This window comes from Pseudomonas sp. H2_D02 (genome assembly GCF_054677635.1).
On the sequence record NZ_CP162816.1, the window covers coordinates 5,188,685 to 5,208,170 of the forward strand.

Annotated in this window: 18 protein-coding genes and 2 pseudogenes; 6 read left to right on the forward strand and 14 right to left on the reverse strand. The window is 60.8% G+C overall.

All coding sequences use genetic code 11. The features are described from left to right. Positions 1–7: 7 nt before the first annotated feature. From murB to AB4N42_RS23740, 8 genes and pseudogenes are all read right to left on the reverse strand, one after another. Positions 8–1,027 (reverse strand): UDP-N-acetylmuramate dehydrogenase, encoded by a 1,020-nt coding sequence (gene murB, locus AB4N42_RS23705; RefSeq protein ID WP_460115448.1) that lies wholly within the window; start codon positions 1,025–1,027, stop codon positions 8–10. Next, entirely contained in the window at positions 1,024–1,488 is a 465-nt protein-coding gene (locus AB4N42_RS23710) for a low molecular weight protein-tyrosine-phosphatase (RefSeq protein WP_249875655.1), read from the reverse strand. Before AB4N42_RS23710 ends, murB begins: the two co-directional genes overlap by 4 nt. Beyond that, complete coding sequence (gene kdsB, locus AB4N42_RS23715) at positions 1,488–2,252, reverse strand: 3-deoxy-manno-octulosonate cytidylyltransferase (protein WP_460115449.1); 765 nt, start codon at positions 2,250–2,252, stop codon at positions 1,488–1,490. Before kdsB ends, AB4N42_RS23710 begins: the two co-directional genes overlap by 1 nt. Then, a complete protein-coding gene (locus AB4N42_RS23720; protein WP_003179363.1) occupies positions 2,249–2,434 on the reverse strand; it encodes a Trm112 family protein in 186 nt (61 codons plus the stop codon). The genes kdsB and AB4N42_RS23720 overlap by 4 nt, the downstream gene beginning before the upstream one ends. Positions 2,435–2,457: 23 nt before the next feature. Further along, the gene (gene lpxK / locus AB4N42_RS23725; protein ID WP_030137692.1) at positions 2,458–3,468 is read right to left on the reverse strand and encodes a tetraacyldisaccharide 4'-kinase; all 1,011 of its coding nucleotides are present in this window, start codon (positions 3,466–3,468) and stop codon (positions 2,458–2,460) included. Further along, complete coding sequence (locus tag AB4N42_RS23730) at positions 3,468–3,896, reverse strand: ExbD/TolR family protein (RefSeq protein ID WP_030137691.1); 429 nt, start codon at positions 3,894–3,896, stop codon at positions 3,468–3,470. Before AB4N42_RS23730 ends, lpxK begins: the two co-directional genes overlap by 1 nt. Beyond that, on the reverse strand, positions 3,893–4,528 hold the full coding sequence (locus AB4N42_RS23735) for a MotA/TolQ/ExbB proton channel family protein (RefSeq protein WP_030137690.1): 636 nt from the start codon (positions 4,526–4,528) through the stop codon (positions 3,893–3,895). Before AB4N42_RS23735 ends, AB4N42_RS23730 begins: the two co-directional genes overlap by 4 nt. A 96-nt stretch (positions 4,529–4,624) precedes the next feature. Continuing rightward, positions 4,625–6,873 (reverse strand): annotated as a pseudogene (locus AB4N42_RS23740) (DNA internalization-related competence protein ComEC/Rec2). Positions 6,874–7,017: 144 nt separating this feature from the next. Between AB4N42_RS23740 and AB4N42_RS23745 the strand changes: the two are divergent. Next, a complete protein-coding gene (locus AB4N42_RS23745; protein ID WP_030137688.1) occupies positions 7,018–7,533 on the forward strand; it encodes a DUF2062 domain-containing protein in 516 nt (171 codons plus the stop codon). Positions 7,534–7,699: 166 nt separating this feature from the next. On the opposite strand, the gene AB4N42_RS23750 is transcribed toward AB4N42_RS23745, so the two are convergent. From AB4N42_RS23750 to AB4N42_RS23760, 3 genes are all read right to left on the reverse strand, one after another. Then, a complete protein-coding gene (locus AB4N42_RS23750) occupies positions 7,700–8,479 on the reverse strand; it encodes an ABC transporter permease (RefSeq protein ID WP_030137687.1) in 780 nt (259 codons plus the stop codon). Beyond that, complete coding sequence (locus AB4N42_RS23755; protein WP_030137686.1) at positions 8,476–9,408, reverse strand: ABC transporter ATP-binding protein; 933 nt, start codon at positions 9,406–9,408, stop codon at positions 8,476–8,478. The genes AB4N42_RS23750 and AB4N42_RS23755 overlap by 4 nt, the downstream gene beginning before the upstream one ends. A gap of 134 nt (positions 9,409–9,542) precedes the next feature. Beyond that, positions 9,543–10,166, reverse strand: coding sequence for a glutathione S-transferase family protein (locus tag AB4N42_RS23760; RefSeq protein ID WP_030137685.1), 624 nt, complete (start codon positions 10,164–10,166; stop codon positions 9,543–9,545). 294 nt (positions 10,167–10,460) lie between these two features. Here AB4N42_RS23760 and AB4N42_RS23765 point away from each other — a divergent pair. From AB4N42_RS23765 to AB4N42_RS23785, 5 genes and pseudogenes are all read left to right on the forward strand, one after another. Beyond that, a pseudogene (locus tag AB4N42_RS23765) lies at positions 10,461–12,910 on the forward strand (acyl-CoA dehydrogenase). 88 nt (positions 12,911–12,998) lie between these two features. Beyond that, complete coding sequence (locus AB4N42_RS23770; protein ID WP_030137683.1) at positions 12,999–13,406, forward strand: PA2817 family protein; 408 nt, start codon at positions 12,999–13,001, stop codon at positions 13,404–13,406. Between the two features lie 472 nt (positions 13,407–13,878). Further along, a complete protein-coding gene (locus AB4N42_RS23775) occupies positions 13,879–15,102 on the forward strand; it encodes a type II and III secretion system protein family protein (protein WP_030137682.1) in 1,224 nt (407 codons plus the stop codon). 56 nt (positions 15,103–15,158) lie between these two features. Next, the gene (locus AB4N42_RS23780; RefSeq protein WP_030137681.1) at positions 15,159–15,872 is read left to right on the forward strand and encodes a tetratricopeptide repeat protein; all 714 of its coding nucleotides are present in this window, start codon (positions 15,159–15,161) and stop codon (positions 15,870–15,872) included. A 20-nt stretch (positions 15,873–15,892) separates the two neighbouring features. After that, positions 15,893–16,162: a DUF3613 domain-containing protein gene (locus AB4N42_RS23785; RefSeq protein ID WP_030137680.1), complete on the forward strand. Its 270-nt coding sequence runs from the start codon at positions 15,893–15,895 to the stop codon at positions 16,160–16,162. A gap of 367 nt (positions 16,163–16,529) precedes the next feature. On the opposite strand, the gene AB4N42_RS23790 is transcribed toward AB4N42_RS23785, so the two are convergent. From AB4N42_RS23790 to AB4N42_RS23800, 3 genes are all read right to left on the reverse strand, one after another. After that, positions 16,530–17,366, reverse strand: coding sequence for an IS3 family transposase (locus AB4N42_RS23790; RefSeq protein ID WP_431145802.1), 837 nt, complete (start codon positions 17,364–17,366; stop codon positions 16,530–16,532). Beyond that, the gene (locus AB4N42_RS23795; RefSeq protein ID WP_181286468.1) at positions 17,363–17,668 is read right to left on the reverse strand and encodes a transposase; all 306 of its coding nucleotides are present in this window, start codon (positions 17,666–17,668) and stop codon (positions 17,363–17,365) included. Before AB4N42_RS23795 ends, AB4N42_RS23790 begins: the two co-directional genes overlap by 4 nt. 842 nt (positions 17,669–18,510) lie before the next feature. Next, positions 18,511–19,476: a type II secretion system F family protein gene (locus AB4N42_RS23800; RefSeq protein WP_030138418.1), complete on the reverse strand. Its 966-nt coding sequence runs from the start codon at positions 19,474–19,476 to the stop codon at positions 18,511–18,513. Between the last annotated feature and the right edge of the window lie 10 nt (positions 19,477–19,486).

The following is a 19,486-nucleotide window of genomic DNA, read 5'->3' on the forward strand; positions in this document are numbered from 1 at the left end:
GTGCCTGTCAGTACCGATTAGGCTCCATCTCAAGATCAACCTGAAACCGCTCCGCGATGTCCTTCTGGATCCGCCGAGCCAGGTCCAGCAACTCCAGCCCCGTGGCATCGCCGTAATTGACCAGCACCAGCGCCTGCAACTTATGCACCCCGGCGTCGCCTTCACGAAAACCTTTCCAGCCGGCCCGTTCGATCAACCAGCCGGCGGCGATTTTCATTTGGCCGCCAGGCTGTGGATAAGCCACCAGGTCGGGGTACTGCTCCTTGAGATGCGCCACGTGAGCGGCTGGCACCAACGGGTTCTTGAAGAAGCTGCCAGCGTTGCCCAGCACGGTCGGGTCTGGAAGTTTCTCGCTGCGGATGCTGCAGATAGCCCGACTGACATCAGTAGGCGTTGCCTGGTCGATGCCTTGTTCGGTCAAGCGCTGGCGCACCGGGCCGTATTCGAGGTGCAGATGCGCGACACGGCTGAGGGCGAAACGCACCCGCAGGATCAGCCAGCGATCGGCCTGCTGTTTGAACAGGCTGTCACGGTAGGCAAAAGCACATTCATCGAGGGTGAAATCGCGCAGCTCGCCGGTGTAGCGATCCAGCGCGGTGAGGCCCGCGAAGACGTCCTTTATCTCAACGCCGTAGGCTCCGATGTTTTGCATCGGCGCCGCGCCCACCGTTCCGGGAATCAGGCTGAGGTTTTCCAGGCCCGCCCAACCTTGGGCCAGCGTGTGCTGGACAAATGGATGCCACGGCTCCCCTGCTTCGGCCTCGACCACCACGCGCTCACCGTCATCGCTGAGCATGCGGATTCCCTGGCTGGCCATACGCAGCACAAAGGCGTCGATGTCACCGGTCAACAACAGGTTGCTGCCGCCGCCAATGACCAGCAACGGTACGTCGTGACCCGCGGCGTAAGCCAGGGCCTCGCGAACATCCGTATCGCTATGGGCTTCGGCGAACAGCCGGGCTTTTACGTCGACGCCAAAGCTGTTGAACGGTTTGAGGCTGACGTCCGCCTGGACTTGCAAACTCATAGCCGCCCCTTCAATTCGATCACCAGACGATCCGTGGCGCGCTCGATCAGGTCCAGCACCTGCTCGAAACCTTGCTCACCGTCGTAGTACGGGTCTGGTACGTCGTCGAGTTCGGCCTCGTAACGACGCAGGAATAGATCCAGTTCCGCGCGGGCATTGGCCGGTTGCAGGGCCTTGAGATTGCGCAGGTTGCTGCTGTCCATCGCCAGGATCAGGTCGTAGGCAGCGAAATCGGCCCGCGTCACCTGCCGGGCACGTTGGGCCGACAAGTCGTAGCCGCGACGCAGGGCCGCGGCCATGCTGCGTTTGTCCGGCGCCTTGCCGACGTGCCAGTCGCCAGTACCGGCGGAAGCGACTTCCACCTGCCCCTCCAGCCCGGCCTCGCGCAACTTGTGGCGCAAGATGCCTTCGGCAGTGGGCGACCGGCAGATGTTGCCCAGACAGACGAACAAAACCCGCATCAAGCCTCCAACAGGCGACGGATGCGCTCAAGGTCTTCAATGGTATCGACACCGGTGGGCGGGGCGATCAGCGCATCGGCAACATGGATTCGCACGCCGTGCCACAAGGCACGCAGTTGTTCCAGGGATTCGGTGTTTTCCAGCCAGCACGGGCCCCATGCCACGAAGTCCTGGAGGAAACCGGCGCGGTAGGCATAGATGCCGATGTGACGACGGTACGGCACGCCTTCGGGCAACACGTCCGGGTTCTTGGCGAATGCCTCCCGGGCCCATGGCAAGGTCGCCCGACTGAAGGTCAGCGCCAGGCCATTGAGGTCGCTGACGACCTTGACCACGCTGGGATTGAACAGGGTCTGCACGTCCTCGATCGGCTCGGCCAGGGTAGCCATCTGCGCTTCGGGGTGAGCCGCCAGGTTGGCCGCGACCTGATCGATCACGCTGGGCGGAATCATCGGCTCGTCACCTTGCACGTTGACCACGATGGCGTCGGGCGAGAGACCGAGCTTAACGGCCACCTCCGCCAGACGATCGGTACCGGAATTATGATCCTCACGGGTCATTACCACCTCGGCGCCGAAGCCCTTGCAGGCTTCCTCGATGCGCGCGTCATCGGTCGCGACCACGACGCGTTGGGCGCTGCTCTTGCTGGCCTGCTCCCAGACATGCTGGATCATCGGCTTGCCGACGATCGACAGCAGCGGCTTGCCAGGCAAACGCGTCGAGGCAAAACGCGACGGAATGACAACGGTAAAGGCAGTGGTCATTTATCCAGGCGCTCGTCAGTGGTCAGGGTGCGGGCTTCGCTCTCGAGCATCACCGGGATGCCGTCGCGAATCGGATAGGCCAATCCGGCGCCCTTGCTGATCAGCTCGGTCTTGTCGGCGCTGAGCTTGAGCGGGCCTTTGCAGACCGGGCAAGCCAGGATATCGAGCAGTTTGGTGTCCATGTAATTCCCCTGGATAAAACGTGTTAAGGCAAGAGTCGATCCGGCAACAGGCGCATCAGCTGCGTATCGAACCAGTCCGCGAAGGCCGGCGACGGAGCTGCGTCCACCGCCAGGTACCACCAGTCGGGCGCGGCGAAGGCGCGGCATTTGACTGCGTCCTTTTCCGTCATGACCACCGGCAGGGACGGCGTGAAGCTCAAGGCCTGGGCGCTGTATTCGGCATGGTCGGCAAACCCGTGCGGTATGGGCCGCCAGTGTAGCGTTTCGAGGGTCTTGAAGAAACGCTGGGGATTGCCGATACCGGCCACGGCGTGCAGGGCCTGGCCCGCTGGAAAATGGTCGATGGGGCGCCGTTCACCGCTGGCCAGGTTGACCAGCGCGGTGGGCCGCAATTCGAAGGCAAAGCCGTCGTCGCGATCAGCGGCAGCGCCGTTGAACAGCACGGCGTCGACCGATTGCAGGCGCTCGACCGGCTCGCGCAACGGGCCGGCGGGCAGGCACCGCCGGTTGCCCAGGCCACGGGCATTGTCGATCAATACCAACTCGAGATCGCGGGCCAGCCGATAATGCTGCATGCCGTCGTCGGACAGGATCAGGTCCAGCGGCTCGGCCTCCAGCAAAGCCTGGACAGCCCGGCTGCGATCGGGATCGATCATCAATGGCACACCGGTGCGCTGGACAATCAGCAGCGGCTCGTCGCCCGCGACATCGGCGCCTTGGCTGGCCTCGACTCGCCAAGGCAATTGCGGCGGCTTGGCACCATAGCCCCGACTGACCACGCCGACCCGCAGGCCACTGCGCTGGCAATGCTCGATCATCCACAGGATCAACGGCGTCTTGCCAGTGCCACCTACCGTGATATTGCCGACCACGACCAGCGGCACGGGCGGCTGGTAGATCTCACCCTCGCCCGCCAGGAAACGCTCGCGCTTGCCGACCACGACGCGGCGGTACAGCCACTCCAGCGGTCGCAGCAGCGCCAGGGCGGGATGCCCTTCATACCAGGCGGCAAGCAATCGATCGGACATGGCCATCAAGGTGCAGGCGCCGCCTCGACCGTCGTCATGCGCAGATGGCTGAAGCCGAGCTTGCCGGCTGCGTCCATGGCAGTGATGACCGATTGATGGGGCGTCTTGCCGTCGGCGCTGATGGACAGCGGCAGGCTGGTGTCTCCGCCGGATTCCTTCTGCAAGGCCTCGATCAGGCTGGCGAGGTCACTTTTTGGCAGCAAATGGTTGTTCACCGAGAACGTCCCTTCGGCGCTGATCGTGACTTCGAGACTCTTCAATTGCTGGTCTTCAGCCGGCGAACCACTGACGGCCTCCGGCAATTCGACCTTGAGCTGGGTTTCCCGGGTGAACGTGGTCGTCACGACGAAAAACAGCAAGAGGATGAATACCACGTCGATCAGCGACGCGAGATTGATCTCGATGTTTTCCCGTGGTTTGCGGCGGAATTTCACTTCTTGCCCCCGGCCAGGTCCACATCACGGTCGCCCTGCACCACCTCGACCAGCTTGATGGCTTCCTGCTCCATGCCGACCACCAACTCGTCGACGCGGCGCTGCAGGAAACGATGGAAAAACACCGAGGGGATCCCCACCATCAAACCGGCGGCGGTGGTGATCAAGGCCTTGGAAATACCGCCCGCCAGCACCGACGCATTGGTGGTCATGCCGGTACCGGTAAAGGCGCTGAAAATATCGATCATGCCCAGCACCGTGCCCAACAAACCCAGCAACGGGGCCATGGCGGCGATGGTGCCCAATGCATTGAGGTAGCGCTCCAGTTCATGGATGACCCGGGCCGCCGCCTCTTCGATGCATTCCTTCATGATCTCGCGACCATGCTTGGAGTTGGCCAGGCCTGCGGCAAGGATTTCTCCCAGCGGCGAACTGGCCCGCAGTTCCTTGAGCTTGTCCTTGTTCAGTTGCTTGTCCTTGATCCAGACCCAGACCTGCCCGAGCAAATGCTCCGGGGTTACGCGACTGGCCCGCAGGGTCCACAGGCGTTCGGCAACGATACCCAGTGCCGCGATGGAACTCAGAATGATCGGCAACATCATCCAGCCGCCGGATTTGACCAATTCCCACACAGTGACAGCCCCCTCGAAAAAGTGCGCCACTTTATCATACAGACTCGCCGTGCAGGCCCGCCCAGCCAACAACGCAACCCACAACACTGAGGCAGGTCAATGCCGGGGCGACGGCCCAGCGGACGGCGGCTCGCGCCAGTAGCGGCGATTCCCAGCCTCGGTGTGCGCGGGTTCGAATGCACCCAGTTGCAGACGAATGGCGCCCTGCTCGGCGCTGTCGTGGATTGCCATGCCGAATTTCCTATAGCGTTGCATGACCCAGGGATGCGGGTGGCCGAATGCGTTGTTTCGCCCTCGGGAAATCAATACCGAATGCGGCTTGAGACGCGCCAGCAGCGCCATCGACGACGAACTGCGACTGCCATGATGCGGCGCGGCCAGCCAATGAATCGGCGCCCCCAGCGGGCCATCGAGCATGGCTCGCTCGGCGTGGGCATCGATATCTCCGGTCAACAGCAAGCGCTCGCCGTCGGCTTCGATCAGCAAGACGCAGGACTTCTGGTTGCTTTCGACCGCTGACGCCCAGCGCCACAGCTCGAACCGGACCCCATCCCATTCCCAGCTCTCGCCGCTGTCGCACGGCGCCGCCAGCAGATCGGCGGGCAGCGCATCAGGATCGCCGCTGATGACCCGAGTCGTCGCCAACCCATTGCGCACCGCTTGTGCTCCATGCCGGCATGATCAGCGTCGGCATGGCTGAGCAGCATCAGGTCCAACCGTCCCACACCAAGCTTGCGCAAGGTCGGAACCACCACGCGCTCGCCTGCATCGGCCTCGCCAAAGCGTGGCCCCGCGTCATAAAGCAACGCATGCCGATGGGTACGCACCAGGACTGCCAGCCCCTGGCCGACGTCAAAATGCCAGATTTCGGCGCGTCCGTGGGGCACCTGTTCCCGAGGAGGAAACACGATCAGCATCAACATCGGCCAACCCAGGACACGCAGTGGCAGGCCCTTGGGCAGCAACAACAGCACAGCGCCGAGCGCCGCGATACACAGCGCCCACAACGGGACAGCGGGAGGCATCCAGGCCGCCATTCGCCCTGCAACCAGTTCGAGGCCTTTGAACAGCAGATCGAGCAACCCACCGGCGACCCACAACAGGTTTTCCCCGACGCCCGGAACCGGCAGCAACGCCGTGCCAAGCAGTGCCGCCGGTAATACCAGCAAACTGATCCAGGGCACCGCCACCAGGTTGACCAACGGACCGCTCAGGCTGACCGGCAAGCCAAGGATCAATAACAACGGGCATAGGCCGAGCGCAATCAGCCACTGGGCTCGGGTCCAGGTCTGCCACCAGCGCCAAGGGCCCAGGCGACCGCCGAAGGTGAACATCAATATCGCGACGGCGGCAAACGACAACCAGAACCCGGGGCGCAGGCTCGCCAGCGGATCGAACATCAACACGCCGATGAAGGCCAGCAGCCAGGCCCACCAAGGTTCGGCTTGGCGGTAACGCCAGCGCCACAGCAACACCAGACCGATCATCGTGCAGGCCCGCCGCACCGGCACTTCAAATCCGGCGAGCAAGCCGTAGCCCACAGCGGCGACGAAAGCCAAGGCGCAGGCCCAGGGCAACCACGGCAGACGCGCCGGCCAAACGCCATAACGCGCCGCGCCAGCCACCAGCAGGTACACCAAGCCGGCAAACAGGCCGATGTGCTGGCCGGAAATCACCAGCAGATGGACCGTGCCGGTGTCTTGTAGCACTCGCCAATCTCCGCGGCTCAATCCAGCCCCGTCGCCAAGCACCAGCGCCATCAGCGCACCGGAACGCCCTTGGGCATCGACCTTTGCCAACGCCTGGCGCACCCCATCGCGCCAAGCGCCCTGCGTCGGCTGCACCCGCAAACCCTCCTTGACGGTGCCGGTCGCGCCGATGCCACGGCTCAGCAGCCACGATTCGTAGTCGAAACCATGGGGGTTGAGCAACCCGACGGGCCGCTTGAGCTTCACTGCCAGGCGCCACTTTTCACCGCTCCTGACCGGCGGCCCGCCATACCAGGCCAGGCGCATCAACGCAGGCAAGCGCGTGCGTCGGGAGTGGGCATCGGCAAGCTCGAAACGCACCATGCCCTCACCGTATTGCGGCAAACCGACGACGTTTCCCTCGACCCAGCGGGTTTCACCGTCCAGGGCAGCGGGCAACCGGTCATCCAGCGCAAGCTGCGCCCCAACGCAGGCCCAGGCCAATCCGAGAAGAAAAAAACTGGCCGGGCAGGTGCGAAACGGCAGCATGACCAGCGCTGTTATCGCCATCGCCACGATCAGCCACGGTGGCGGCAACGCCGGTAAGAAAATCGGGACCAGCAACCCGAGTGCGAGCGCGATCATCACTGTGCGCATAAGCCCATCCTTGAGAGTTCCCTCTAAGGCTTAGCCGGTCTGCGGCACCGCGAACGTTATCAATTGTCACAAAGTCTGAATCTGCCGGCCGTAGAATCCGGACATACTTGCGGCCTGACTGCTTTGACCCGACCGAGAAGCCTTATGCCCCGGCGCCTATTCAAACGCTACATGCCTGACCCTGCGAGCATTCGGGAACACAAATCCTTACGCTTTCTTGGCACCCTGCTGCACGACCCCAACCTCTGGCACCTCAATCGCCATTCAGTGGCGCGGGCAATGGCTGTCGGATTGTTTGCCGCTTTTTTACCCATTCCTTTGCAGATGTTGCTGGCCGCCGCACTGTCCATCATGGTTCGCGGCAACATCCCGATTGCCGTGAGCCTGGTCTGGCTGACCAATCCCATCACGATGCCTGCGGTATTTTTCTGTACCTATCAAACCGGCGCCTGGCTAATGGACGTGCCCGCCCGTACGCTGCCGGACGAATTGACTTGGGAGTGGATTACCAATCAACTGTCAACGTTGTGGCAGCCGTTTCTGCTGGGTTCGGTGGTGACTGGGTTGGTGCTTGGGGCTTTGGCCTACTTCGTGACCATGAGTTACTGGCGCTGGTGGGTGGCGCGGCAGTGGCGGCGGCGCAAAAAAAGCCGTAAGTGAGATGCATAAAGGCCTCCTGGGAATGGAGGCCTTTATTGTGGTGTTCTGATGGACCTCTTCGCGAGCAAGCCCGCTCCCACATTCGATATTCAGTGAACGCCAGATCAGCGTTCGACATAGATCAGTGTGAGAGCGGGCTTGCTCGCGAAGAAGGCGATGCGTCTTGTCAGGTGCGCATCCCGCGGCCGCTGACCAGCAACCGCGCGCAGCCCACATAAAGCACAACAGTCGCCACCAGCATGAACGTAATCGCAATACTGATCCGAATGTCCGAAACCCCAAGGATCCCATAGCGAAACGCGTTGACCATATGCAGCACCGGGTTGGCCAGGGACACGGTCTGCCAGAACGGTGGCAGCAACGAGATCGAATAGAACACGCCACCGAGGTAAGTCAACGGCGTGAGCACGAAGGTCGGGATGATGGAGATATCATCGAAGTTGCGCGCGAACACGGCATTGATGAACCCCAGCAGCGAAAAGATCGTGGCCGTCAGGACTACCACCAGGATCGTCACCCCCAGGTGATGCACCTGCAGATTGGTGAAGAACAGCGACAGCAGCGTCACGATCAGGCCCACCGCCAACCCTCGCAACACACCGCCCAAAGTGAAGCCGATCAGGATTGTATGGGGCGAAACCGGCGAGACCATCAGTTCTTCGATCGAACGCTGGAACTTGCTGCCAAAGAAACTCGACACGACGTTGCCGTAGGAGTTGGTGATCACCGACATCATGATCAGCCCCGGCACGATGTAGTCCATGTACGTGAAGCCGCCCATGTCGCCGATCTGCCGACCGATCAGGTTGCCGAAGATCACGAAGTACAGAACCATTGTGATGGCCGGGGGCAGCAGGGTCTGCGGCCAGATCCGCATGAAGCGCCGGACTTCACGGTAGACAATGGTATTGAGGGCGATCAGGTTGGGTCGCAGTTCGGAACTCATACCGCCACCTTCGCCAGGTTTTTTTCCACCAGGGACACGAACAACTCCTCAAGGCGATTGGTCTTGTTGCGCAGGCTCAGCACTTCAATATTTTGCAGGGCCAGTTGAGTGAACAGCCCGGTGATGCCGGCGGATTTGTCGACCTGGACTTCCAGGGTATGGCCGTCGAGCAACCGAGCCGGGTAGCCGATGAGCTGCGGGGCGACACTCAGGTCATGCTTGAGATCGAGCAGGAAGGTCTCCACATGCAACTGGCTCAGCAACTGCCGCATGCTGGTGTTCTCGACGATGGTGCCATGGTCGATGATGCCGATGTTGCGGCACAGCTGTTCGGCCTCTTCCAGGTAATGCGTGGTGAGGATGATGGTGATGCCTTTCTGGTTCAATTCGGTCAGGAAGGTCCACATCGAACGGCGCAACTCGATGTCCACGCCCGCGGTCGGTTCGTCGAGGATCAGCAGGCGCGGTTCGTGCACCAACGCACGGGCGATCATCAGGCGGCGCTTCATGCCGCCGGACAACGAGCGGGACGGCACATCACGCTTGTCCCACAGCCCCAGTTGGGTCAGGTATTGCTCGGCGCGTTCGTTGGCGATTTTCGGCGGAATGCCGTAGTAGCCGGCCTGCGTCACGACAATATCGAAGGTCTTTTCGAACTGGTTGAAATTGAATTCCTGGGGCACCACGCCAATGCAGCGCTTGAGCGCGGCGGGAGCGCGGTCCAGGTCATGGCCGAACACGTTGACCGTGCCGCTGGTCTTGTTCACCAAGGTGGAAAGAATGCCGATGGTGGTGGACTTGCCGGCGCCGTTAGGGCCAAGCAAGGCGAAGAAATCACCTTCGGCGACGTCCAGATCGATACCACTCAGGGCCTGGAAACCGTTGCCGTAGGTTTTGGTTAACTGCCGTATGGACAGAGCGGAACTCATATCGGATTACGCACCAAGAAGGGGAAAAGAGAAGAATAGATAAGGGCGTGCGACGAGCAATGCAACCACCCGCACGAAGGCAATGGTGCGTGGCGTCGCCGCACAAGTACAGTGAAGCGTGTCGATAGTAAGTATTAAGTCAACGCGGTCATCACGGCTTTGCGATAGGCCGGACGCTGCTGGAGCCGTGCGTACCAGGCTTGCACATTGGGCAGCGCGGCACGCTCGATGGGCATCTCGAACCAGGCATAAATGAAACTGCCCAGGGGGATATCGCCCATGCCGATTTCATTGCCGCTAAGGTAAGGCTGTTGGCCCAGGGTCTGCTCCACCATTGCCAGCAGGTCTTCGCATTCCTTGATCGCAGCCTTGATGGCGGCCCAATCCTGCTGCTCGGCTGGGGTGCGCAAGACGCCCCAGAACACCGTGCGAAACGGTGCGGCAAAACTCGACGTCGTCCAATCCATCCATTTTTCCGCCGTGGCCCGGGCCTGTACGTCAGCGGGGTACCAGGCGGAATCCGGGGCGTGGCGAGCAACCAGATACCGGACGATGGTGTTCGACTCCCAGAGCACGAAGCCGTCGTCTTCTATCATCGGAACCCGGCCGTTGGGGTTCTTCGCGCGGTATTCGGGCGTGTCCACCACACCGAACGCGCCGCCTGCATCAACAGACTCATAGATGAGCCCTAGTTCTTCGGCGCACCACAACGCCTTGCGCACGTTCGATGAATTCTTCCGGCCCCAGATCTTCAGCATCACGGCTTCCCTCGATGGATAAATGCCGCAGCAGCATACGCCGGATCAGCAATGGCTCAAATCACCGAGCGAGAGCGCACCGCCAAACCTTCCTGAGCCGCCAGGGCATTTACGCCAAACAATGACGTTTTCTCACTTCGGCAACGAACGATTTCCCACGGCTGTTGCCAACCAGACTGGCGCAATACAGGGAGGGTTTCCCACGAAATCAGTCCCATTGCGCCTACCGCCGATTTTGCACGGGCCGTCTACGCTCTGAAGGTCGGTTTTGCCTTGGTTCACGGAGGATCACTTATGCTGTTGTTGTGGATACTGGTTCTGGTCATCGGAGTCGCCTGGCTGGCGCATCGGCGCACCGCCCCGCTACCGGCGCTGGGTATTGTCGCGGTCTACCTGCTGGCGATGGGTGTCGCCAGCCATGCGCCCGACTGGCTGATGCTCCTTCTCTGGCTGGTGCTCGCCGCCATCGCGACGCCGCTGCTGCTGCCGGACCTGCGCCGCAAATATTTCAGCGCACCGATGTTCGACTGGTTCCAGAAGACCCTGCCACCCATGTCGCAGACCGAGCGCGATGCCATCGACGCGGGCACGGTGTGGTGGGATGGCGAACTGTTCAGCGGCCGGCCGGACTGGGACCTGCTGCTGACCTATCCCAAGGTAAAACTGACCGAAGAAGAACAGGCATTCCTCGATGGCCCAGCCGAAGCGCTTTGCGCGATGGTCAGCGACTGGCAGATCGGCCAGGCCATGAACCTGCCGCCAGAAGCCTGGGCACATATCAAGGAGCACGGTTTCTTCGCCCTGATCATTCCGAAGGAATACGGCGGCAAGGGGTTCTCCGCCTACGCCCATTCCCAGGTGGCAATGAAACTCGCGACCCGCAGCGGCGACTTGGCTTCCACCGTGATGGTCCCCAACTCCCTCGGTCCGGCGGAACTGCTCCTGCATTACGGCACCGACGAACAACGCAACCACTACCTGCCGCGACTGGCCCGTGGCGACGACATCCCCTGCTTTGCATTGACGGGTCCATTGGCCGGTTCCGACGCCGGGGCGATGCCAGACACCGGGATCATCTGCAAAGGCGAATGGCAAGGCGAGGAAACCCTCGGCCTGCGCTTGAACTGGGAAAAGCGCTACATCACCCTTGGCCCGGTCGCCACGCTCCTTGGCCTGGCCTTCAAGGCCTATGACCCGGACCACTTGCTCGGCGACGAAGAAGACCTGGGGATCAGCCTGGCACTGATTCCTACCGATACGCCCGGCGTCCACATCGGCCGTCGCCACCTGCCCCTCGGCGCCGCCTTCATGAACGGACCGAACTGGGGCAAGGACGTCTTCATCCCCCTGGATTTCCTCATCGGCGGCCAGGCCATGCTCGGCAAGGGCTGGATGATGCTGATGAACTGCCTGTCGGTCGGCCGCTCGATTTCCCTGCCGCAGCGGTCGGTACCGGCGCGGCGAAGTTCACCAGCCTGGTCACCGGCCAGTACACCCAGGTGCGTGAACAATTCAACGTGCCATTGTCGGCGTTCGAAGGCATCCAGGAAGCCATGGCGCGGATCGGTGGCAACGCCTGGCTGATGGACGCCGCGCGCATGCTGACCGCCAACGCGGTGGACCTCGGCGAAAAACCTTCGGTGCTGTCGGCGATCCTCAAATACCACCTGACCGAACGCGGCCGCGAATGCATCAGCCACGCCATGGACGTGCATGGCGGCAAGGGCATCATCATGGGGCCGAACAACTACCTGGGGCGCAGTTGGCAAGGCGCACCGATTTTCATCACCGTGGAAGGCGCGAATATCCTGTCGCGCAACTTGATGATCTTCGGCCAGGGCGCCATCCGCTGCCATCCGTTCGTGCTCAAGGAAATGGCCCTGGCCACCCGCGAAGACAAGGACCAGGCGTTGCTCGAATTCGACGGGCTGCTGCTCAAGCACATCGGTTTCGCCATCAGCAACGCCGCCAGTACGCTGGTGCTCAACCTGGGCCTGGGGCATTTCGACAACGTGCCAGGCAATGCCCTGAGCCAAGGTTATTTCCGCGCACTCAACCGGCAGGCGGCAGCATTCGCCCTGCTGGCGGACCTGAGCATGATGTTGCTGGGCGGTGAGCTCAAGCGCCGCGAGCGTTTGTCTGCCCGACTGGGTGACGTGTTGAGCAACCTTTACCTGGCCTCGGCTGCCCTCAAGCGATATCACGATCTCGATTCGCCGGACCACATGGCGCCACTGTTCCAGTGGGCCATGGAAGAAAGCCTGGGCCAGTCGGAGCGCGCATTGGACGAACTGCTGGGCAACTTTCCCAACCGGGTGCTGGGCTGCCTGTTGCGCCTGGTGGTGTTCCCCTTGGGTCGTCGCCACAGGGGACCGAGCGACAGGCTCGATGCCGAGGTCGCGGCTGTTATCGGACGTTCCAAGGGCGACCCGACCCTGGAAGAGTTGCTACAGGGCTGCTATCGCCCGCAATCCACCGACGATCCGGTGGGCGCGCTGCAACACGCTGCCGACCTGCTGGCCGCAGCCCATCCGCTGCAGAAAAAAATCCATGCTGCCCTCAAGCAGGGCCAGCTCAATCCGCCCCCCGGAGAACACCTCATCGATGCTGCCCTGGAAGCAGGCGTGTTGCAAGCCGGTGAAGCACAGACCCTGCGGGCGGCCGAGGCGGCACGGCGCAAGGTCATCGACGTGGATGACTTCGATAAGGAAGCCTTGACGCTCGCCGAGGACAAAGTCCGGTGATCCGGACGGCGATCTGATCACTAGCATGTAAAAGCAGGCGCAGGCACTTTATACTCCTGCGCCCGTTTTGCTCTTGAGGACTTATCTCGTGTCCAATGTCGTTGCCGATCACCTTGTCTTGCTTGACCACTTGCGCAGCATCCTGGTCGCTGTGGGTGAGGCCGAACAGGTTCCCGAAGAAAGCCATGCGCTGTTCCTGGAGCGCTTTGATGACCTGCGCGCGCAACTGCCCGTCGACCCGATCGAAAGCCAGTACCTGGGTCAGGATCTCCTGTGCCAGGTGATCGTCCGTTATCCCCAGATTGCCCACCTGGTCCCCCGCGACCTGCTGTGGTATTTCGCCGGTGATTGCCTGCACTACATGCCCGACGAAGAAATCAGTCTGTACCAGGCCCTGGAGGAGCGTCGTTTCGAAGCAGAACAAAACGACGAGCCCTTCGATTGGAACCAGGAAAAACAATTGCTGGCAATGTCGGATCAGGACAGCAAGCACTGATCGCAAGCAGCAATGCAAAGGCCCGCACGGTTTAACCCTGCGGGCTTTTTTGCGGCTTTTTGTTGATGGCGGCGCCTGGGATTTGTCCTGCTGAATAACAGCGAAAGACAAATTATTGACGCACTCAACCCCATGCTTTTCGCCCCCGTCACTTTTTAGACGTTTTTTTCACAAACGCCGTGGCGCTTTGCCAGCGTTGAACTACTGTCAATCAGAAGCGAGCAGGGAACAGGCGAACCGATCCATAGCCGACCTGATTGGCAACCGTCGTTCTGCTCGCCAGCCCGGCTATCAAGGGCGTTTCAAGATGTGCTGAGTACCGCGTGCCATCCAGTCAGGACGTCCAATGTGCCCCAGGCCAATTGCCGGCGACATTGAGTGATTTGATGAAAATGGGGGGGCTGCCCGGGCCCCATAAATGATCCGAGGCACTGGTTAGCCTAGGGACGGCCTGTCTGTCGAGGATCATTTTATGAGCTATCGTACTGTGCCCGCGTTGAAACACCTTGTTCATGGTTTGTTCTGGATGGGCCTCGGCCTGGATGCGGCTTACGCTGCGGCGGACAGTTGTTCCCAACTGGACAATTTGCCCGCCACCTTCGAGGTTGGCCAGGGCCTGCAGAGCGAGCTGCGTATTCTTGCTCCCGTCACAAAGCTGGCGGTGGGCGATCCGAAAATCGCCGATGTGCAACCCAGCGGCAACGATGCCTTCATTCTTACGGGCCTCATGCCCGGCGCCACCAGCCTGATGGTGTGGACGGCCTGTTCGAAAATTCCCCGTCAAAGCATGGTTTTCGTGACAGGCCGAGCCACCACCGCACTGACCAGCGCAGCAAGCGTGCCGTCGGACGACCCGATGCTGCTCGCCCAAGTGCAGACCGACATCCGTTTCGTCGAAGTCAGCCGGACCAAACTCAAGGAGGCCTCGACCTCCATTCTCGGCACACGAGGCAATTTCCTGTTTGGCTCGCCGAGAACCTTGCCCACCGTCGGCGGTATCGTCCGGCCCTCCTTGCCGGTCAATAACGATATGTTCAATCTGTCGTTCGCCACCGGCAAGACGCTATTGATGATCAACGCCCTGGAAGGCAGCGGCTTCGCCTACACCCTGGCGCGGCCAAGCCTGGTGGCCCTCAGCGGGCAGAGCGCCAGCTTCCTGGCCGGTGGCGAAGTGCCGATTCCCGTGCCCAGTGCCGGCAGCGACAACGTGTCCATCGAGTACAAGGAATTCGGCATCCGCCTGACCCTGACGCCCACCGTGATCGGCAAAAACCGCATCGCGTTGAAAGTCGCGCCAGAAGTCAGCGAGCTGGATTTCACCAACGCCGTGAACATCGCCGGGACGCTGGTACCCGCCCTGACCGTGCGCCGCACCGATACCAGCATCGCTTTGGCCGATGGCGAAAGCTTCGTCATCAGCGGCCTGATCAGTACCCGCAACAGCTCACAGGTGAACAAGTTTCCCGGTTTGGGGGATATACCCATTCTCGGCGCGTTCTTTCGCGATAACTCCATCAACCGCGAAGAGCGCGAGCTGTTGATGATTGTCACCCCGCACCTGGTCCAACCGCTGGCCGCCGACGCGCAACTGCCTACTTTGCCGGGCGAGCAACTGCGCAATTACGACCCGAATTTCTACCGCATGTATTTCCTTGAACATGGCGAGTTCGATAACCGCAGCGGGCTGTCCCAATGAGCCGCTACCTGCTGTGCGAAGCGTCGGCCATTCAACCGGTTTCCAAGGGGCATGGGATGAAAGCAATGATTGCGATAACGGCGACCTTGATGCTCGCCGGTTGTGCCAGCCATGGCACCGTGGCGTCGAGCGCGGCCAGTTGCGCCAAGCCCGGCGCCGATCAGGAATTGGCCCTTAACCTGGCCGATGACATGGCCAATGAAGGTCGCTTGTATGCCAGCCTGGCGAACCTCGAACGCTTGCCCGAGGACTTGGTCCAGGTCCGTTTGCGCAAGGCCCGGGTGCTGCGCCTGATGGGACGCAGCGAGGCCGAGCCTTTGTATAAAAGCCTGCTTGGAACTTGCCTGGCTGCCGATGGTGAACATGGTCTTGGTCAATTGGCCGCTGCCAAGAATGACAACGCCAACGCCACGGAACACCTCGAACGTGCAGCAAAGATGGCGCCCACCGAAGGAAAAATCCGCAATGACCTGGGGGTTGTCTACCTCAATCAAAAGCGGATTCCCCAAGCCCGCTTCGAGTTCATGACGGCCATGGAACTGCAGCAGTCAAACACGCTGGCTGCGCTCAACATGGTGACCCTGCTGATCTACCAGGACAACTGGAAGCAGGCGGCGGAACTGGCGAGCATGGCCAAGCTGAGCCCCCAACAGGTGGCGGATGCACAAGCCCGTGCGGAAAAAATCCGCGGCTCTGCCGGTAATGCAACGACCTCACAATCGAACCGCCTGACCGAGGTCGTCGATGCCTCTACCGGCGCGGTCAAGTAGCGTTTCGAGGAGTCCGAGAGATGAAGACCCAACAATTGTTGATCGTATGCCTGACTTGCCTGTCCACTTCCGCCTGGGCGATCGACCCAGGCCCGTCTTCGGCGGCGCAGCAAGGGACCGAGAGCTGGATGCAACTGCAAATCCGCGGCGTGGTGGCCTCCACCAACCTGCAAACCGCCTCGGCCGCCGAACGCGAGCTGGCCATGCAGCGCTGGCTCAACAGCTTTACTTACCCGATCCCGATGTTCTTCGACCAGGACATGGGGGGAGACGTCAGCAAGAGTGAGTGAAGCGTTGCAAGCATAAAGACCGCAGCCTCCGACACCCCTACGCTTGATGTAGGGAGTTGCCGGGGGCTGCGGTCTTTTGGCTGAAGGCATTGACTAAAGCAAGCCGGGGCCGCCTGTGGGAGCGAGCTTGCTCGCGAAGGCGGTATCACAGCCAACACCTGCATTGACTGACCCACCGCTTTCGCGAGCAAGCCCGCTCCCACACTGGATCCGGGGTGGACATGAGGCACATGCAACAACACAAAAACCTGTGGGAGCGAGCTTGCTCGCGAAGGCGGTATCACAGCCAACATCTTCATTGACTGACCCACCGCTTTCGCGAGCAAGCTTGAACTGGTCAAGTAATCCCGGACACCGATTACGGTGTTTATGCCGCTTTTTGCTCCATGGCTATTGGCGACAGGTAGTTGTTGTAGCTGTGGAGCCTAGTGCGGTTGTAGTACATGAAGAAACGCACCATGACCGTTTTTGCCTCCTCGATCAGGCCGTAGCCGTTGCGAGGTACCCACTCTGACTTTGGCGTGCCAAAAAAGCGCTCAGTTGGAGCGTTGTCCCAGCACTGCCCTCGATGGCTCATGCTTTGCAAAATGCCGTGGCGCGTCAGTTCTTCTTGAAACTTGCGACTGGTGTACTGACATCCTTGATCTGAGTGAAACATCAGCCCAGGAGGACACGTTCGTACTTCTGTCGCCATGCGTAGCGCTTTGCTGACCAAGTTGGCGTCATTAACCAGAGAAAAAGCCCAGCCAATGACCCTGCGAGCATACAAATCAATCACGATGGCCAGATGAAGCCAGCGTTTGCCCACCATCAGACTGGTCACGTCGCCACACCAAACCTGATCGATTGCCGCCGGTTTGAAGTTGCGTTTTAGCCGATTGGGCGCGACAAATGCCTCCACGCCTCTGGATCTGAAGGGGTGGGGCTGACGTTGTTTACTGACAATGTTGGCCTCCCTCATCAGCGCTCGAACAAGGCTCCTTCCAGCTGTTATTTTCTGAGCCTTCAGGCCTTTGCTAATCATTCTGGAGCCCATGGCTTCGCGGCTTTCGCTGTGCAGCTCAACGACTTTCAACCTGAGTTCTTCACGTCTGATCCGCGGCTTGGCCCGCCGTTGAATCCACTCATAAAAGCTGCTGCGCTTCACACCGAAAACACGACACACCACGGCCGTCGGAAATGACTCTCTTAGCTCTGCGATCATCGGAAACGATCGGGATCCGACATCAAGAGAGCGGTAGCCTTTTTTAATATTTCGGCTTCCATTTCCATGCGCTTGATCTTGGCCTTCAATTCCTGAATCTGGCGTTGATCTTCGGTAATCGCCTTGGTGCCTTTAACTGGCTGCCCCTCACGCTCCTTGCGAACCTGATCAACCCAGCGTCGCAAAGCAGTGGGCCCGATATCCAGTGATGCACACACATCTAGAACCGGGCAGTTATCATCAAGCACCATGCTGGCAGCGTGCAGCTTGAACTCGCGGGTATAGACCTTTCTTTCGTTCATGGAACCTCCAAGTTGGCGAAATCATATCGCCCTTAAGAGGTGTCCGGAATTATTAGGCCAGTTCAGCTTGCTCGCGAAGGCGGTATCACAGCCAACATCTTCATTGACTGACCCACCGCTTTCGCGAGCAAGCCCGCTCCCACACTGGATCCGGGGTGGACATGAGGCACATGCAACAACACAAAACCCTGTGGGAGCGGGCTTGCTCGCGAAGACGGAATCACAGTCAACACCTGCATTGACTGACCCACCGCTTTCGCGAGCAAGCTCGCTCCCACATCGGTTCTGCGGCGACATCTGGCGCATGCAACAACACAAAAAACCTGTGGGAGCGAGCTTGCTCGCGAAGACGGAATTACAGCCAACATCTTCATTGACTGACCCACCGCTTTCGCGAGCAAGCTCGCTCCCACACTGGATCCGGGGTGGACATGAGGCACATGCAACAACACAAAAACCTGTGGAAGCGAGCTTGCTCGCGAAGACGGAATTACAGCCAACATCTTCATTGACTGACCCACCGCTTTCGCGAGCAAGCTCGCTCCCACACTGGATCCGGGGTGGACATGAGGCACATGCAACAACACAAAAACCTGTGGGAGCGAGCTTGCTCGCGAAGACGGAATTACAGCCAACATCTTCATTGACTGACCCACCGCTTTCGCGAGCAAGCTCGCTCCCACACTGGATCCGGGGTGGACATGAGGCACATGCAACAACACAAAAACCTGTGGGAGCGGGCTTGCTCGCGAAGACGGAATCACAGCCAACATATTCATTGACTGACCCACCGCTTTCGCGAGCAAGCCCGCTCCCACAGCATATTCGGCAAGCCGGCCTTGCTACATGTTCCCGAAAGCCCTGAACACGCCGATCATGGCGGGGCCGATGGCGACCAGGAAGAAGCTTGGCCATAGGCAGAAGATCAGCGGGAAGATCAGTTTGGTGCCGATTTTGGCGCCCATTTCTTCGGCAGCCTGGGTCCGCCGGTCGCGGAACTCATCGGCGTAGATCCGCAGGGTATCGGCCACGCTGGTGCCGAAACGGATACTTTGCGCCAACAGGCTGACCAGGCCCTGGATGTCCTCCAGGCCGGTGCGCACGGCCAGTTGCTTGAGCGCCTCGGTGCTGGTGATGCCCGCGCGGATCTGCGCGTTGACCAGCGCCAGTTCCTCGGCCAGCTCGACCTGGCTGACGGACATTTCTTCAGCCACCCGTTCGATGGTGGTGGGCAAGGCCAGGCCCGACTCGACGCAGACCACCATCAGGTCCAGCGCATCCGGAAATGCGGCGCGCAGCCGACCTTGCCGTGCGTTCTTGCGCTTGCCGACATAGAGCGCCGGCACCAGCCAACCAATGCCCGCCATGAGGACCACCGCCAGCAGGCCGATGGCCAGTGAGACCTTGACCATCGGCAGCAACAACAAGGCAACGCCGATCATCACCAGGGGCAGCATCAGGCGCACGGCCCAATACATCTGCACCGCCGAAGCGGATCGATAACCGGCATGGGTCAGCAACGTCTGGGTCGCGGACGTCTGGGTCGTGTCGGTCGAGGCGAAGCGCTGGCCGACTCGCTCCAGTAGCAGTTGCAGATTACCGGGCGCCTCCTGCCCCGTCGCGCTACCGGCATAACCGCGCTTGATCAACGCCAGCCGACGCTGCACCGGGTCTTGCAGACCCAGCATCATCAACAGCACGGCACCGGCCGCCAACACCGTACTGACGCCAATCACGGTGACGAACAGCAGGCGCGCAAGCTCCTCGTTCCCGGTGAATCGACTGAACAACCCGAGCAAAAAGTCCATGACCGATACC